General features: G+C 64.7%; 11 protein-coding genes and 1 pseudogene. 5 read left to right on the forward strand and 7 right to left on the reverse strand.

Features of this window, described 5'->3' with window-relative positions; genetic code table 11:
* Nucleotides 1-19 precede the first annotated feature (19 nt).
* Entirely contained in the window at nt 20-2,317 is a 2,298-nt protein-coding gene (locus tag R3355_RS00805) for an ATP-dependent DNA helicase (protein ID WP_318959925.1), read from the forward strand.
* Nucleotides 2,318-2,578: 261 nt separating this feature from the next.
* Here the strand turns inward: R3355_RS00805 and R3355_RS00810 are convergent, their stop codons facing one another.
* Nucleotides 2,579-3,016, reverse strand: a complete 438-nt coding sequence (locus tag R3355_RS00810) for an HIT family protein (RefSeq protein WP_318959654.1) — start codon at nt 3,014-3,016, stop codon at nt 2,579-2,581.
* Between the two features lie 309 nt (nt 3,017-3,325).
* Here R3355_RS00810 and R3355_RS00815 point away from each other — a divergent pair, with 309 nt between their 5' ends.
* The 3 genes from R3355_RS00815 to R3355_RS00825 all read left to right on the forward strand — a co-directional run bounded on the left by R3355_RS00815 (nt 3,326) and on the right by R3355_RS00825 (nt 5,444).
* On the forward strand, nt 3,326-4,030 hold the full coding sequence (locus R3355_RS00815) for a glutathione S-transferase N-terminal domain-containing protein (protein WP_318959655.1): 705 nt from the start codon (nt 3,326-3,328) through the stop codon (nt 4,028-4,030).
* A gap of 85 nt (nt 4,031-4,115) precedes the next feature.
* The gene (locus R3355_RS00820; RefSeq protein ID WP_318959656.1) at nt 4,116-4,688 is read left to right on the forward strand and encodes a hypothetical protein; all 573 of its coding nucleotides are present in this window, start codon (nt 4,116-4,118) and stop codon (nt 4,686-4,688) included.
* Nucleotides 4,689-5,180: 492 nt separating this feature from the next.
* Nucleotides 5,181-5,444 (forward strand): hypothetical protein, encoded by a 264-nt coding sequence (locus tag R3355_RS00825; RefSeq protein WP_318959657.1) that lies wholly within the window; start codon nt 5,181-5,183, stop codon nt 5,442-5,444.
* A gap of 258 nt (nt 5,445-5,702) precedes the next feature.
* Here the strand turns inward: R3355_RS00825 and R3355_RS00830 are convergent, their stop codons facing one another.
* Complete coding sequence (locus R3355_RS00830; RefSeq protein WP_318959658.1) at nt 5,703-6,611, reverse strand: DMT family transporter; 909 nt, start codon at nt 6,609-6,611, stop codon at nt 5,703-5,705.
* 132 nt (nt 6,612-6,743) lie between these two features.
* Here R3355_RS00830 and R3355_RS00835 point away from each other — a divergent pair, with 132 nt between their 5' ends.
* Nucleotides 6,744-7,211, forward strand: a complete 468-nt coding sequence (locus tag R3355_RS00835; protein WP_318959659.1) for an Lrp/AsnC family transcriptional regulator — start codon at nt 6,744-6,746, stop codon at nt 7,209-7,211.
* A gap of 114 nt (nt 7,212-7,325) precedes the next feature.
* Here the strand turns inward: R3355_RS00835 and hrpA are convergent, their stop codons facing one another.
* From hrpA to fadD2, 5 genes and pseudogenes are all read right to left on the reverse strand, one after another.
* Nucleotides 7,326-11,351: an ATP-dependent RNA helicase HrpA gene (hrpA, locus tag R3355_RS00840; RefSeq protein WP_318959660.1), complete on the reverse strand. Its 4,026-nt coding sequence runs from the start codon at nt 11,349-11,351 to the stop codon at nt 7,326-7,328.
* 313 nt (nt 11,352-11,664) lie between these two features.
* Nucleotides 11,665-12,420 (reverse strand): methyl-accepting chemotaxis protein, encoded by a 756-nt coding sequence (locus R3355_RS24245; protein WP_413243474.1) that lies wholly within the window; start codon nt 12,418-12,420, stop codon nt 11,665-11,667.
* Nucleotides 12,421-12,522: 102 nt separating this feature from the next.
* Nucleotides 12,523-13,350: pseudogene (locus R3355_RS24250) on the reverse strand (cache domain-containing protein); the annotation flags it as partial.
* Nucleotides 13,351-13,506: 156 nt separating this feature from the next.
* Nucleotides 13,507-15,195 carry a long-chain-fatty-acid--CoA ligase FadD1 gene (gene fadD1, locus R3355_RS00850; RefSeq protein ID WP_318959662.1) on the reverse strand — a complete coding sequence of 563 codons (1,689 nt, stop codon included), beginning with the start codon at nt 15,193-15,195 and terminating at the stop codon, nt 13,507-13,509.
* Between the two features lie 367 nt (nt 15,196-15,562).
* On the reverse strand, nt 15,563-17,251 hold the full coding sequence (gene fadD2, locus R3355_RS00855) for a long-chain-fatty-acid--CoA ligase FadD2 (RefSeq protein ID WP_318959663.1): 1,689 nt from the start codon (nt 17,249-17,251) through the stop codon (nt 15,563-15,565).
* Nucleotides 17,252-17,328: the final 77 nt, after the last annotated feature.

Here is a 17,328-nt window from a genome sequence, read left to right on the forward strand (position 1 = left end):
AGTCGTGAATAACGGGGCCATGCACTACCAGGTCGCGGTGCGCGCGCTGTGTGAATTCACCGCCAAGGTCGGCGATCTGGATCTGCGCTTCACCCCCTCGCCCACCGCCCAGGAGGGCATGACCGGCCACGCCATCGTGGTTTCCCGGCGCGGCCCGGGCTATCAGGCGGAGCTGCCGCTCGCCGGCGACTACCAGGGCCTGCAGGTGCGCGGCCGGGCCGACGGCTACGACCCGAACGACAATCGCCTGGAAGAGATCAAGACCCACCGCGGCGACATCGCGCGCATTCCGGAAAACCACCGGCTGCTGCATTGGGCCCAGGCCAAGGTCTACGGCTGGCTGCTGTGCCAGCAACGCGGCCTGGCCGAGATCGACCTGGCGGTGGTCTATTTCAACGTCCTCAGCCAGCACGAAACCGCCTTCCATCAACGCTGCGGCGCCGATGAACTGCGCGCGTTCTTCGAGCTGCACTGCAGTCGCTTCATCGCCTGGGCCGAACGCGAGCGCGCGCATCGCCTGCTGCGCAACCAGGCACTGGAGCGCCTGCGCTTTCCCCACCCGCAGTTTCGCAGCGGTCAGCGCCAGTTGGCCGAATCGGTGTACCGCGCCGCCCGCGATGGCCACAGCCTGATGGCCCAGGCCACCACCGGCATCGGCAAGACCCTCGGCACCCTGTTTCCGCAGCTCAAGGCCTTCCCCGAGCAGGCGCTGGACCGCCTGTTCTTCCTCACCGCCAAGACCCCCGGCCGGCGCTTGGCGCTGGACGCCCTGGCCACCCTGCGCAGCCAGGAAGTTGCGATGCCGCTGCGGGTGCTCGAACACGTCGCCCGCGACAAGGCCTGTGAACACCCGGACAAGGCCTGCCACGGCGATTCCTGCCCGCTGGCCAAGGGCTTCTACGACCGTCTACCAGCCGCACGCCAGGCCGCGCTGGAGCGCCAGTGGCTGAACCAGGACAGCGTGCGTGAAACCGCGCTGGCGCATCGGATCTGCCCCTACTACCTGAGCCAGGAACTGTGCCGCTGGGCCGACGTGGTGGTCTGCGACTACAACTACTATTTCGATATGGGCGGCCTGCTGCACGGCCTGACCCTGCTCAACGAATGGCGCGTGACCCTGCTGGTGGACGAGGCGCACAACCTGATCGAACGCGGCCGCGGCATGTACACCGCCGAACTCGAGCAAACCCGCTTCGAGGCCCTCAGACGCATCGCCCCACCAGTGATGAAAGGCCCGCTGGAACGGGTCAACCGCCATTGGCAACAACTGCAGCGCGACCAGGAAGCGGCCTATCAGGTCTACCCCGCCGCTCCGGACCTGTTCATCATGGCCCTGCACAAGGCCGTCAGCACCCTCACCGATCACCTCACCGATCAGCCGGCAGGCAACGCGGCCGAGTTGCTGCACTTCTACCTGGACGCCATGCTGTTCTGTCGCCTCGCCGAGGCCTTCGACAGCCATTCGCTGTTCGACATCAGCCGCGACGACAGCCCCGGCGGGCCGGCGACTTCCACCCTGTGCATCCGCAATATAGTGCCGGCGCCCTTCCTCGCCCCGCGCTTCGCCGCCGCTCACAGCTGCACCCTGTTCTCCGCGACCCTGAGCCCCGCGCACTTCTACGCCGACCTGCTCGGCCTGCCGGAGCAGACGCCGTGGATCGATGTCGAATCGCCGTTCAGCGCCGAGCAATTGCAGGTGCAGGCGGTCAGCAACCTGTCCACCCGCTTCGCCCACCGCGACTACTCGCTGGCGCCGATCGCCGCGCTGATGGCGCGCCAGTTCGCCGAGCGGCCAGGCAACTACCTGGCCTTTTTCAGCAGCTACGCCTATCTGCGCCTGGTGCTCGATGAATTCAGCGCCGCCCATCCGCAGATCCCGACCTGGCAGCAGTCACGGCAGATGGACGAGAGCCAGCGCCAGGCCTTTCTCGAGCGGTTCAGCAGCACCAGCCAGGGCATCGGCTTCGCCGTGCTCGGCGGTGCGTTTGGCGAGGGCATCGACCTGCCCGGCGACCGCCTGATCGGCGCCTTTATCGCCACCCTCGGCCTGCCGCAGATCAACCCGGTCAACGAGGAAATCAAGCAGCGCATGCAGAGCATGTTCGGCAACCACTTGGGCTACGACTACACCTACCTCTACCCCGGCCTGCAGAAAGTCGTGCAGGCCGCCGGCCGGGTGATCCGCACCCAGGACGACCAGGGCGTGGTCTACCTGATCGACGACCGCTTCAACCAGCCCGTCATCCGTCGCCTGCTGCCGACCTGGTGGCATGTCGAACGCTGCCGCCTGCCGCTGCTGAGCGAGCCAAGCCTCTAGCAGGCTGTCCGAGAATATGAAGTTGTGTAGGGCGGGTTAGGCGCCCGCCGCCGATAGCGCTGAACCCGCAAGATCCGTTGCGCCGTAACCCACCATCGGCGCAACGCAGGGCTATCGCCTGGTGGGTTACGCGGCGCGCCACGATCGCGGTGCCTGATCGTTCGGAGGTTGGCGCCGCAAACCTGCGCGGCCCGCCACATCCTACACAGCGGGTAGCAGACTGCATGGGAACGAAGATGCCCCCCGCCTGGCGCGCGGCCCTCAGCCGCGAAGGCGCTTGACCAGCCGCGCCTGCAGCTGTTCCAGTTCGCCCGGGTCGGCCTTGCTGCTGGCGTGGACACCCAGGCCCTGGCCGGCGAAGCGCGGGACTATGTGCATATGGATGTGGAACACCGTCTGCCCGGCCGGGGCACCGTTGAACTGCGCCACCTGCACGCCCTCCGGCTGCAGTTCGTCCACCAGCACCCGGGTCAGTTGCTGGGTCACCCGCATCAGTTTGCACAGGCTGTCCGCATCGATATCGAGGATATTGCGCGCCGCCGCGCGCTTGGGGATCACCAGGGTATGGCCATAGGACTGCGGAAACAGGTCGAGGAAGGCGAGCACGTCGTCGTCTTCGTACAGCTTGTAGCAGGGGGCCTCGCCGCGAATGATCTGGGCGAAGATGTTCTGCGGGTCGTAATCGCCATGCAGGCTCATCGGGGTTCTCCGTTAACGGTGGTCGATGGAGCTGAACCATACCGGCTCGCGCCAACCCAGGGAACCATGGCACGCCGTCCATCAACCGGATTGATGCCCACTAGTACGACTATCGATTTTCGCGCAGCGGCCGATAGTGGTCTTATCCCTCCGGCAAGGCCCAGCACCAGCGTCCGCTGCAGCGACCCGCCCTCAGCACCCCGAGCGGCACACCGGCTGCCGGCGCCCGCAGGCCGCCGCATATTGCCCGACCGGCGCCGCCCAGCACCGGGCCCGGTCTTTTCCCACCGAATGATGATTGGAAGCGCTATGACCGACCTCTCCGCCTACCCCATCACCCACAAATGGTCCGCCCAGCACCCCGAGCGCCTGCAGCTGTATTCGCTGCCGACGCCCAACGGGGTCAAGGTGTCGATCATGCTGGAAGAAACCGGCCTGGCCTACGAGCCGCATCTGGTCAGCTTCGCCGACAACGAGCAGCTGTCGCCTGAGTTCCTCTCGCTCAACCCGAACAACAAGATCCCCGCCATCCTCGACCCCAGCGGCCCGGACGGCCAACCGCTGGCTCTGTTCGAGTCCGGCGCTATCCTGCTGTACCTGGCGGAGAAGACCGGCCAACTGATCCCCGAAGACGCCGCCGGCCGCTACGAAACCATCCAGTGGCTGATGTTCCAGATGGGCGGCATCGGCCCGATGTTCGGCCAGGTCGGCTTCTTCCACAAATTCGCCGGCAAGGACTACCAGGACAAGCGCCCGCGCGACCGCTATGTCGAGGAGTCCAAACGCCTGCTCGGCGTGCTCGAGCAGCGCCTGAGCGGCCGCCAGTGGATCATGGGCGACAGCTACAGCATCGCCGACATCGCGATCTGGCCCTGGGTACGCAACCTGCTCGGCTTCTACGAAGCCGGCGAACTGGTGCAGATCGAGCGCTTTCCCCAGGTCACCCGCGTGCTGGACGCCTTCCTCTCGCGCCCGGCGGTGATCCGCGGGCTGGCCATCCCCCAGCGCGACTGAACTACAGCGGGGAATCCGGGGGTGCGCAGGCGGCCGGCTACAGGTATCGTCTGCGCACCGCTGTTATCCAGGATCTGGCTGCCCCATGCGCAAACCCCACCTGCACGCCGCTATCCTCTGCGCCGCCGCATTTTACGCGGTTGCCACCCAGGCCAAGGTCGAGGTCGAAGCCGCGCAGCAGCACAACCTTGGCCCGGTGCTGGCCGCCAGGATCTCCGAGGACATCGCCCCGGGCGACTACGAAGCCCTGCTCAAAGGCCTGCGTGCCAACCCGGGCAAATTCGCCCGCAAGATTGCCCTGCTGGACAGCATCGGTGGCAGCGCTCCAGAAGCCATGCGTATCGGTCGCCTGCTGCGCGAAACAGGCTTCGACGTCCTGATACCCACCGACGGCGTCTGCCAGGGCAGCTGCATCTACCTGCTGGCCGCTGGCCATAAAAAGACCGTGCACGGCCATGTCGGCCTGCACCGCCCGCCCTTTCCCGCCGGTGATTCGGCTCGGGCCCAGGCCGCCCACCAGGGCCAGCGCTACAGCCCGGCCGCCTATTTCCGCGAAATGAATGTCCCCACCCGCCTGGCGGACGAGATGCAGCGCATCGCACCGCACAAGATGCGCGTGCTCTCGGCGCAGGAACTGGCCGGCTACGGGCTCATGTAATACCGGGCAGGGGCGGCCCTGCCGTTGCCCAGAACAGAAGAAATGACGTGTGCGATGCGCCACCGAGTGGCCGGGTTCCTCTATGGGCTTGGCGCCCCGCCGCCACACGCCAGCCAGAAGACGATGTCACCCCTTAGCTTGCGAATGCCCTTTGATCCTGCCCCTCACCCCGGCCCTCGGCGTTGCCTTCCTGCGTCGCCCGACCTCCTGGACCCAGGTAATCATCTCCCCCGGCGGGGTAACCTGTGATGAACGACACGGTGGCCGCCCCGGCATAGGGCGCCCTCGCTACACTCGCCGACTCCGGCTCGCCGCACGGATATAGCAAGCCCCGCGCGTTGTCGTATCGACAGGCAGGCCGGCTGTCGTGCCGAACGACGCTCAAACGCAATGCCCAGCCGGCTCGGCAGTGTCTTCTAGTGCAGAGGTAGTGAGATGAGGGCGAAATCCATGCTTGGCATGTGGGGAGTAGCTGCGCTTGGCCTGGTCATTATGACGCCGGCATTAGCCGATCACCGGCGCGGTGGGCAGGAAGATGGCGAGTGGCAAGATGAGTACTGGGACGGCCCGTGCAAGGTCAAGATCGAGTCCAAAGACGATGAATACAAGGAAGAGGTCAAATGCCCGAACGGCCACGGCGCCAACTGGCGTGGCGGCGAGTGGAAGGACGAGTTCCGGGACGGCGGCTGCAAGGTCAAGATCGAGGCCAAGTACGACGAGTACAAGAAAGAGGTCAAATGCGATGACGATGATTGATCGGGGTCGGTAGGGCGAAACCGTGACAGAGGCAGGCCGCGACTTCCTGCGGTGCGGCCACTATCGCATCGCGGGCATGGGACTGGGCGTCCCCGACTAGGCGTCCCCGCCGATCCTACAAGTACCCACAAGCCGAGAGACGCTATTGCCCCAGTTTGCTGCGCGACAGCGCGGCGTCTGGACGACGGTGGATCTCCTACAAACAGCTGGCGCCGCTACAACGCGGAATCGGTCCCTGGCTATCAGCCCCTCCCCCACTCACTCGCCCCCCTGCTCGGTCTGCGCCGGCGCCTCGGTCTTCTTCCCCAGCGTCCAACCGAGCGTCATGCCCGCGGCGGCGAGCAGGATCGCGGCGATGCCGACCAGTTGGAGCGGGTGCAGGCGATGGTCGAAGGCCAGGTAGTCGACCAGGATCGCGACGATCGGGTAGATGAACGACAGCGCCCCGGTCAGGTGGGTCGGCAGTTTCTGGATCGCGCCGTACAGCAGGATGTACACCAGCCCGGTATGCACCACGCCGAGAGTCAGCAGCGTGCCCCAGGTGGCCATATCGCTGGGCAGTTGTGCCAGGTTGGCGAAGGGCGCCAGCATCAGGGTGCCGACGCAGACCTGGATCAGGGCGATCAGGTGCGGCGGCGTGCCGTCAAGCTTCTTGGCGATGATCGCCGCCAGCGCATAGAAGAAGGCCGCGCCCAGGGCCAGGAGGATGCCGCCGAGATGGTCGCTGCCGACGTAACCCGCACTTGGTTTGGCCTGGACGATCAGCAGCATGCCGATAAAGGCCAGGCCGAGCCACATGAGCTTGGTCAGGGTCAGGCGCTCGGCGAAGAACAGCGCACCGAACCCCACCAGAATGAATGGCTGGGTATTGTAGACCGCCGTGGCGATGGCGATCGAGGCGCGCGAATAGGCGGCGAACAGCAGCAGCCAGTTGAGCACAATGGCCACGCCGCCCAGCGCGGCGAATGCCAGCAGGCGCGGTGTGAGGGTGCCGCGCAGCATGCCCAGTGCGGCACATACGGCCAAGAGCACCGGCGCGCCAATCACACAGCGCCAGAACACCACGTCCAGCACCGGTTGGCCGGAGAGCACGACGAAGCCACCGATGGTTCCGGAAATCATCATCGCCGCGGTCATCTCGAGCGTGCCGCGTGTCTTGCTGTTCATGGTGCGCCTCCGCCAGTGGTCAGAGACTAAAATATTATGTGGCGGCGCCTATTTACATGGCTTGAAAAAGGCATATAGCTAGATAAACCTAATTATCTAAGCCATGCAGGCGGATTTCATGAGAAACGAAAAATGATCGACGAGATCGACCAGAACATCCTCGAAGCGCTGTTGCAGGACTCGCGGGTTTCCCTGAAGGAACTGGCCCGCCGGGTCGGCCTTTCAGCACCCAGCGTCGCGGAGCGAGTGCGCCGTCTCGAAGAGCGCGGGGTGATTCGCGGCTTCACCATCGAGATCGACCCCAAGGCGCTGGGCTACCAGTTGCAGGCCATCGTCCGGGTCAAGCCGCTGCCGGGCATGCTGCATGTGGTGCAGAAGCTGATCGAGGACACCCCGGAGTTTTGCGAGTGCGACAAGGTCACCGGCGACGACTGCTTCGTGGTGCGCCTGCATGTGCGCTCGATCGACCAGCTCGACCATATCCTCGACCGCATCGCCGACAAGGCGCAGACCAGCACGGCGATCGTCAAGTCGCAACCGATCAGGCGCCGCCCGCCCGGCATCGGCCAGCGCAAAGAGGCGCCCGGGAGGCTGTCGTGAATGGCCCGATGGGTATCGTTCAGATTCGCCACGAGCCGTAGGGTGCGCGGGGCCGCCTAGGCCGTGCGCACCAGCGTCCAATTACGGAGAATACCTCGGTGCGCACGGCGCACCCTACGTCTCGACGCTGTTCCACTGCTTGCTCAGGCGCTTGTCCGACACCGCCATCTTCGTCCCCAACTGCTGAGCGAACAGCGACACCCGGTATTCCTCGAGCATCCAGCGATACAGGGTGAGCTGCGGATCGCGTTTGCCTTCCTGGCGGTGCTTACCCAGGCGCGCCTGGTACTGTTCCCAGTAGCCGGCCAGCTCGCCGCTCCAGACCCGATCGCGTTGCAGCTGAGCGCCGATCTTGTCTAGGCGCTGTTCGATGGCTTTCAGGTAACGCGGCAGTTCCTTGAGCCATTCGCCTGGGGTTTCGCGGACGAAACCGGGGTAGACCAGGTTGCCCAGTTGCAGCTTGATGTCGTTCAGGGCGATGGCCTGGGCCAGGTCGATCTTGCCCTTGAAGCGCTTCTGCAGGCCGTGCCAGAGCTTGAGGATCTCCAGGCACAGTCTGGCCAGGCGCTCGGCGTGACTGCTCCAGTCGCCGCGTTTGCGTTCGGCCAGGGCCGCGAGGGCGGCGCCGTCGCGGGGCAGCGTGGCTTCGCCGTCGAGGATGCAGCTGTCCAGACTGGCCAGGAGGATGTCCTCGACCAGCGCCTCGACCCGACCCAGCTCGCGATGCAGCAGGCTCAGTTCGGTCAGCCCCGGCAACTTGCCACGGAGGAACTTGGCTTGTTCGGCCAACTGCTGCAGCAATAGACGTTGCAGGGCGCGGCGGTGCTGGAACTCGGCTTCGGCCTGGGTCGGGAAACGGCCCTCCTTGACTGTGCCGGCCTCCTCCACCAGCGCCGGATAGACCGTCAGCGACAAGCCGGCGATCTGCTGCTGGGTTTTCTCGGCCACGGCGACGAAGGCCTTGGCCTCGACCGACTGTTGATTCTTCTCGGTCTGCGGCAAGGCCAGCGCGGCCTGGCTGGCCTCACTGAAACGCGCGCACAGCTCGGCCAGATCGCGGCCTTCGCCGAGCAGCTTGCCGTGGCTGTCGACCACTTCCAGGTTCATCTTCAGGTGGCTGTCGAGCTGCGCTTCGGCCTCGGCCCAGGCCTCGTCGCTCACCCGCACCCCGGTCATGCGTTGCAGTTCACGGCCCAGGGCGGCGGGCAGACTGCCCTCGCCGACGCTCAACTTGCTCAGTGCGGCACCAATGAAATCCGGCACCGGCACGAAGTTCTTGCGCAGGGCCTTGGGCAGGTTGCGCACCAGGGCGATGCACTTGGCTTCCAGCAGGCCGGGTACCAGCCATTGCAGGCGCTCGGCCGGCAGTTGCGGCAGCAGCGGCGCCGGCACACGCAGGGTGACGCCGTCGCGCGGGTGATTGGGCTCGAAGTGGTAGCTCAGCGGCAAGGTCAGCTCGCCCAGGCGCAGGGTATCCGGGTACTGCGCGGCGGTGATTTCCTTGGCATCGCGGGCCAGCACGTCTTCCTCGCGCATGATCAGCAGCTGCGGGTCTTTCTGGCTTTCGGTCTTGTACCAGCTGTCGAAGGTCGCGGCCTGATGGACCTCGGCCGGCAGGCGCGCCTGGTAGTAGGCGAACAGGGTTTCCTCGTCGGCGAGAATGTCGCGGCGGCGGGCCTTGGCTTCCAGCTCGTCGAGCTGTTCCAGCAGCTTGCGGTTGGCGCTCAGGCATTTGGCCCGGGAGAGGATTTCACCGCCGACCAGGCCCTCGCGGATAAACAGCTCGCGCGACACCACAGGGTCGATGGGGCCGTAATGCACCGGCCGGCGGCCGACCACGATCAGGCCGTAGAGGCTGATCTGCTCGTAGGCCACCACCTGACCGCGCTTCTTCTCCCAGTGCGGCTCGAGGTGGTTCTTCTTGATCAGGTGCGGCGCCAGGGGTTCGATCCAGTCCGGCTCGATCTTTGCCACCATGCGCGCGAACAGCTTGGTGGTCTCGACCAGTTCGGAAGCCATGATCCAGGTGGGCTTCTTACGGCCGATCACGCTCGAGGGATGCACCCAGAAGCGCCGCTGACGCGCGCCGAGGTAGTCGCCGTCTTCGGTCTTCTGGCCGATCTGGCTGAGCAGGCCGGAGAGGATCGCCTTGTGCACCGCGGCGTAGCCCTTGGCACGCTGCGCGGCTTCGTCCTTGTCGGTGCTATTCGCCGGGTCGATCGCCTGCTGCGCCGCACCGCCTTTCGCTGGATGGCGTTGAGCGGAGCGATACCCATCGGCGTTGCCGTGGCCTTCGGAGAGTTTCAGCTCACGGGCGATCAGCACCAGCTGGCGGTGCGCATCGCGCCATTCGCGCAGGCGCAGGTAATTGAGGAAGTTCTTCCGGCACCAGCTGCGCAGCGCGCCGGAACCCAGAGCCTGGCGTTGCTCTTCGAAGCCGCGCCACAGGTTGATCAGCGCGGCGAAGTCGGAATCGACGTCCTTCCACTGCGCGTGGGCCTGGTCGGCAGCCTGCTGGCGATCCGAGGGGCGTTCGCGCGGGTCCTGCACCGACAGGCTGCTGGCGATGATCAGCACTTCCTCGAGGCTGCCCTGGCTGGCGCCTTCCAGGACCATGCGGCCGAGCCGCGGGTCGACCGGCAGGCGTGCCAGCTGGCGGCCCAGCGCGGTCAGCTGGCCTTCGCGGCTGACCGCAGAGAGCTCCTGCAACAGGTTGAAACCGTCGCTGATGGCCTTGCCGTCAGGCGGCTCGATAAAGGGAAAGTCCTCGATCTCGCCCAGGCGCAGATGGAGCATCTGCAGGATCACCGCCGCCAGGTTGGTGCGCAGGATCTCCGGGTCGGTGAAGGCCGGCCGGCCGTTGAAGTCGTCCTCGCTGTACAGGCGCACGCAGATGCCCGCCTCGACCCGCCCGCAGCGGCCCTTGCGCTGGTTGGCACTGGCCTGGGACACGGCCTCGATGGGCAGGCGCTGGACCTTGGCGCGGTAGCTGTAGCGGCTGATCCGCGCGGTGCCGCTGTCGATCACGTAGCGGATGCCCGGCACGGTCAGCGAGGTCTCGGCGACGTTGGTGGCCAGGACGATCTTGCGCGCGCCCATGGGCGCGAAAATCTTCTGCTGCTCGGCCGGGCTGAGGCGCGCATACAGTGGCAGTACTTCGGTGAACCTCAGGTTGGCCTTGCGCAACACCTCGGCGCAGTCGCGGATCTCGCGCTCGCCGGGGAGGAACACCAGCACATCGCCGGGGCGCTTGCCGTCGGCTTTCTCGAAGGCGGCGATCTCGTCGAGGCTGGCGAGAATCGCCTGATCGACCGAGAGGTCTTCCTCGACCCGGTTGCCGTCCTCGTCCTGCTCGGACGTCAGCGGCCGGTACCAGGTGTCGACCGAGTAAGTACGCCCGGACACCTCGACGATGGGCGCGCCGCCGAAGTGCTCGGAAAAACGCTGCAGGTCGATGGTCGCCGAGGTGATGATCAACTTGAGATCGGGGCGGCGCACCAGCAGGGTTTTCAGGTAACCGAGGAGGAAGTCGATGTTCAGGCTGCGTTCGTGGGCTTCGTCGACGATCAGGGTGTCGTACTTTTCCAGGTAGCGGTCGTGCTGGGTCTCGGCCAGCAGGATGCCGTCGGTCATCAGCTTGATCAGGCTGCGCTCGCTGCTCTTGTCCTCGAAACGCACCTGGTAGCCGACCAGTTCGCCCAGGGGCGTGCCGATTTCTTCCGCTACCCGGGTAGCCACACTGCGCGCGGCCAGACGCCGGGGCTGGGTGTGGCCGATCAGGCCATGCACGCCGCGGCCCAGCTCCAGGCAGATCTTCGGCAACTGGGTGGTCTTGCCCGAACCGGTCTCGCCGGCGATCACCACCACCTGGTGCTTGGCGATGGCGGCCTTGATCTCGTCGCGCTTGGCGGCGATCGGCAAGGCATCGTCGTAGCGCATGACCGGCACGCTGAGACGGCGCGCCTCGACCTTGGCCTTTGATGCCTGAAAGCGCTCCAGCCACTGCGCCAGCTTGGCCTGGTCCACCGGGCTCTGCTTGCGCAGCTCGAGCAACTGGCGGCGCAGGCGATGACGGTCGGCCAGCAGGACCTGGTCGAGGTTGTTCAGCAGGTGGTCGGTGGCGGTAATCGGATCGGTCATCAGGCAACTTGGGCGATGGCGGCAAAGGGCGCGATTGTCGCAGATTTCACCCGTCACCGCCCCAGCCGAAATGGCGGCCAGCCCGATCGTCGACGTGAGGCTGGCGGCCTGCCGGACTCAGGATCGCCGCCAAGACGCGCAAAAAACGCCCCAAGTCGAAATACCGAACCACAGCCTTGGCCTCGCCACGGCCGCCTGGATCCGACAGGCGCCACCCAACCCGATGCGTCTACAACAGCCAGGGTTCATCGCGTCAGGAGCAGTTGCAGCGCCCGGCGACGGTCGCGGCCGGCCGGCGCTTTTGCACACCCCCTCAGATATGGAACTGCTCGACCAGGCGCTGCAGGCGCTCGCCGAGCTGGTTGAGCTCGCGCGAGGTGTGCGCACCTTGAGCGGCTTCGCTGGCAACCTCGTCCACGCCCACGGCGATCAGATGCACGCTGCGGTTGATCTCTTCGGCCACGGCGGTCTGCTCTTCGGCCGCGCTGGCGATCTGCGCGTTCATCGAGTTGATGGTGCCGATCAGGGTGGCGATCACTTGCAGCGAGGCACCGGCACAGGTGGCCTGCTGACGGGTTTCATCACCCATCTCACTGGCACGCTGCATGGCCTTCACCGACTCGCTGGTGGCGCTCTGCAGGCGGTTGATCATGCTCTGGATCTCGCCGGTGCTCTGTTGGGTGCGACTGGCCAGGGCGCGAACTTCGTCGGCGACCACGGCAAAACCGCGACCGGCCTCGCCGGCGCGTGCCGCCTCGATCGCCGCATTGAGTGCCAGCAAATTGGTTTGGTCGGCAATCGAGCGGATCACCTCGAGTACGCCGACGATACCTTGCACATCCTGGCGCAGATTTTCCAGCGAGGTGCTGCTGCTACGCACCTCGCCCACCAGATCGTGAATGCTCTCGATACTCTGATCCACCACACGTTTGGCGGACTGGCCTTCCTGGTCAGTCTCGCGCGCCGCTTCGGCGGCGTGCTGCGCACTGTTGGCGACTTCCTGGGCGGCGGCGGACATCTCATTGATCGCCGTGGCCACCTGGTCGGTTTCCTGGCGCTGCCCCTCCATGGCCTGCTCCGAGCGTTGCGCCTGGCTGGATACCGCACCAACCAGAGCGGAGAGCTGGGTGGTGGTAGCGGCCACCTGGCGCACCAGGCCGTGGATTTTCTCGACGAACAGGTTGAACGATAGCGCCAGCTCTCCCAGCTCATCCTGAGTGGTCACTGGCAGGCGATAGGTCAGGTTGCCGTTGCCAGCGGCCATGTCATCGAGATTGGCCTTGATATGCAGCAGCGGGCGGAGAATGGAGTTGCTCATGACGACGGCGATCCCCCCCATAAGCAGCAGCAGGACAAGCGCCGAGCCGATCATGATCAACAGTAAGTTGTCGATGCGCCCCTGAAACTCGGCCCGCGCCAGCTGCACATCGCGCTCGACCCCGTCGAGATTGACCGAGGTGCCGAACGCCAGATCCCACTTGGGCAGGTACTGCGCGTAACCGACCTTGGGCACCAGCACATCGCCGCCGCCGAGCACGAAGCTGTAGTCGACGTAGTGGCTGCCGTCCTTGCCGGCGCGCACCAGTTCGCGAATCGCATAGACCCCGTTGGGGTCACGGTAATCGGCGAAGCTCTGGCCGATGCGATCGTCGGTGCCGCCCTGCAAAACCCGCACGGACTCGCCGTCGTAGCCCCAGAAATAGCCGTCCGCGCCGTAGGCCAGGCGTTTGAGCACGGCCACCGCCTGCTCGCGCGCCGCCATATCGCCCGCGGCCGAGGCCTGGTAGAGCGGCGCGATGGCATTCATCGCCAGCTCCACGTACTGCTTTATTTCACTGCGGCGGTCCTGGATCAGCTTGCCGCGGGTCTGCACCTCCTGCTGATCGGCCAGCCGCTGCAGGGTGAATACGGCAATGGCGCTGAGCACCAGGGTCAACAACAGCACCGGAACCAGGGCCAACAGCAGGACTTTGGAACGCAAGCGGAATCTGGCGAGCATGAGGCAGTACCTTGGCAGTGAGGATTATGCGCACATGAAAAACCGGCAATTTTGGTAAGACCAGTGACCCATGTGCATTTTTTGCCAATCCTACGACATGCTGGCCAATAGACAAGAAAAAACCCGCCGCAGCGGGTTTTCTTCAGGCATGTGGGCCTACCTGGCGCCGATTTTCTTCAGCTCTGCGTCGCGCAGTTCGCGCCGGAGGATCTTGCCGACGTTGGTGGTCGGCAGCGCGTCGCGGAACTCCACGGCCTTCGGCACCTTGTAGCCGGTGACGTTGGCGCGCATGTGTTGCATGACCTGTTCCTTGGTCAGGTTCACGCCCGGCTTGGCGACCACGAACAGCTTGATCGCTTCACCGGATTTCTCGTCCGGGATGCCGATGGCCGCGCACTGCAGCACGCCCGGCAGGGTCGCCAGCACGTCTTCCAGCTCGTTGGGGTAGACGTTGAAGCCGGACACCAGAATCATGTCCTTCTTGCGGTCGACGATGCGCATGTAGCCATCTTCCTGGATCACCGCGATGTCGCCGGTCTTCAACCAGCCATCGGCGTCGAGGATTTCGTCGGTGGCGTCCTGGCGCTGCCAGTAGCCCTTCATCACCTGCGGGCCCTTGACGCACAACTCGCCGATGGCGCCGAGCGGCAACTCGTTGCCCTCGTCGTCGATGACCTTGCACCGAGTCGAGGGCACCGGGATGCCGATGGTGCCCAACTGAATGTTCTGGATCGGGTTGACCGAGGCCACCGGGCTGGTTTCGGTCATGCCGAAGCCTTCGCAAATCGGGCTGCCGGTGACCTGGGTCCAGCGCTCGGCGGTGGCCAATTGCAGGGCCATGCCGCCGGACAGGGTAATTTTCAGAGCCGAGAAGTCGAGCTTCTGGAAATCTTCGTTGTGGCACAGGGCGACGAACAGGGTGTTGAGACCGACGAAACCGCTGAACTTGTAGCGCGACAAATCCTTGACCATGCCCGGCAGGTCGCGCGGGTTGGTGATCAGCACGTTGTGGTTACCGATCAGCATCATGGCCATGCAATGGAAGGTGAAGGCGTAGATGTGGTAGAGCGGCAGCGGCGCGACCACGATCTCACTGCCTTCATTCATGTTCGACGCCATCATGGCGCGGGACTGCAGCATGTTGGCGATCAGGTTGCGGTGGGTCAGCATCGCGCCCTTGGCCACCCCGGTGGTTCCGCCGGTGTACTGCAGCACGGCGATCTCGCCGCTGGCCGGATTGGCTTCCCTGACCGCTTTGCCGCGGCCTTTGCTCAGGGCTTCGGTGAACTTGACGGCGTGCGGCAGGTTGTAGGCCGGCACCATCTTCTTCACGTACTTGACCACGCTGTTGACCAGCAGGCGCTTGAGCGGCGGCAGCATGTCGCCGACTTCGCTGATGATGACCGTCTTGATCCCGGTCTTGGGCAGCACCTGCTCGACCAGGTGAGCCATGTTGGCCAGGCTGACCAGGGCCTTGGCGCCGGAGTCGTTGAACTGGTGTTCCATTTCCCGCGCGGTGTACAGCGGGTTGGTGTTGACCACAACGAGGCCGGCACGCAGGGCGCCGAACACGGCGACCGGGTATTGCAGGACGTTGGGCAGTTGCACGGCGATGCGATCGCCGGGCTGCAGGTCGGTGTGCTGCTGCAAATAAGCGGCGAAGGCACCAGACAACTCATACAGCTCGCCGTAGGTGATGGTCTTGCCAAGATTGCTGAAGGCAGGCTTGTCGGCGAAACGTTGGCAGGACTGTTTCAGTACCGCCTGAATATTCGGGTACTGGTCGGGATCGATTTCGGCAGCAATCCCAACGGGATACTTGTCCTTCCAAAAGTTTTCGGTCATGGAAGCCCACTCCTAAGCAACAGCTGATCTTCACCGCGCAGAGGCGGTTGTTTATTGTGTGTTTGCCCACTTTTCGGCCTGACAGACGGCCAAAAAGCGGGCCGAGAGTAGCAGCTTTGCCTGGGAGCGCCTAGCACCAAACACTGCCTACTCAGTATCTAAAGTGACTAATGCTTATGTTTTGGTCATCTCAAGATCGTACTGCTCGAGCACTCGCAGCGCTTGTAGGACAAGGCTTGCGGCGCTTGGGCCGCAAGCCTGGACGAGGACGCACCCGGATCAAATCCGGGATTCGGCGAAGCAACCGGAGATCGGCCCCGGATTGCATCCGGACTACGGCGCCAAGCTCACTCGGCGCCGCTCCGACCTAGGCAATATCGCGCAACTCGCGACGGAGGATCTTGCCCACCGGGGTCATCGGCAAGGAGTCGCGGAAGACGATGTGCTTGGGCACCTTGTAGCCGGTGAAGTTTTCCTTGCAGTAGGCCTTGAGCTCCTCGGCACTAAGGCCGCCGTTACGGGCGACGACGAACAGCTTGACCGCCTCGCCGGATTTCTCGTCGGGTACGCCGATCGCCGCACAGCTGGCAACTTGCGGGTGGGCCATGACCACATCCTCGATCTCGTTGGGGTACACGTTGAAGCCGGAGACGATGATCATGTCCTTCTTGCGATCGACGATGCGCACGAAGCCGTCCGGGTCGATCACCGCAATATCGCCGGTCTTGAACCAGCCCTCGGCATCGAGCACCTCGCTGGTGGCCTCTTCGCGCTGCCAGTAGCCCTTCATTACCTGCGGGCCCTTGATGCACAGCTCGCCGCGCTCGCCCAAAGGCTGCTCGTTGCCGTCGTCGTCGATGACCTTGAACGCCGTACCCGGCACCGGAATGCCCACCGTGCCCAGGCGGGATTTTTCACCGTAAGGGTTGGTGCTGGCCACCGGTGCCGTCTCGGTGAGGCCGTAGCCCTCGACCACGGGGCAGCCGGTGATGGCCTGCCAGCGTTCGGCAGTGGCCTTGACCAGGGCGGTGCCACCGGAGTTGGTGACCTTGAGCTTGGAGAAATCCAGGTTGTTGAACTCGGGATGGTCCATCAGGGCGACGAACAGGGTGTTGAGGCCCAGCAGCGCGGAGAACTGCCACTTGCCCAGCTCCTTGATGAAGCCGGCAACGTCGCGCGGATTGGTGATCAGCACGTTGTGATTGCCGTTGACCATCATGCACATGCAATTCGCGGTAAAGGCATAGATATGGTAGAGCGGCAGCGGCGCGATCATGATTTCCTGGCCCTGCTTCATCAGCGGGCTGCCGTCACTGCCGTGCTGCGACAGGCAGGCATCGACCTGCAGCATATTGGCCACCAGGTTGCCGTGGGTCAGCATGGCGCCCTTGGCCACGCCCGTGGTGCCGCCGGTGTACTGCAGCACGGCGATATCGTCGTGGCCGACCTTAACCGGCTTGACCCCATGGCCATGGCCCTGCTTGAGCACCGCCTTGAACGACATCGCCTGGGGCAGGTGGTAGTCCGGCACCAGCTTCTTGATCTTCTTCGCCACCGTATTGACCAGCCAGCCCTTGAGGCTCGGCTGCAGGTCGCCCAGCCTGGCTTCGATCAGGTAGTCGATCTCGGTATCCGCCACCACATCCTGCACCAGCTTGCCGAACATGTTCAGGTAGACCAGGCCGCGCACGCCGGCGTCCTTGAACTGGTGGCGCATCTCGCGGGCGGTGTACAGCGGATTGGTGTTGACCACAATCAGCCCGGCGCGCATGGCGCCGAACACGGCAATCGGGTATTGCAGGACGTTGGGCATCTGCACGGCGATGCGCTCGCCGGGCTGCAGGTCGGTATGCTTTTGCAGGTAGCTGGCGAAGGCGCCGGACAGGCGATCCAGCTCGGCGTAGGTCAGGGTCACGCCCATATTGCTGAATGCCGGACGGTCGGCGAATTTCTTGCACGAGCGCTCGAACACCTCGATTACCGATTTGTAGGCACCCAGGTCGATATCGTTGGGTACGCCGGCCGGGCGTTTGTCGCTCCAGAAATCAGGCTGCATTATTTTTATCCTCTTGCCCTGGAAGTATCTGCCCCGCGGAACTCACCGTGGCATAAGGCGCTACAGTGGCCGGCAGG

This window comes from Pseudomonas sp., from assembly GCF_033723075.1.
In the GTDB taxonomy this organism is placed as follows: Bacteria; Pseudomonadota; Gammaproteobacteria; order Pseudomonadales; family Pseudomonadaceae; genus Aquipseudomonas.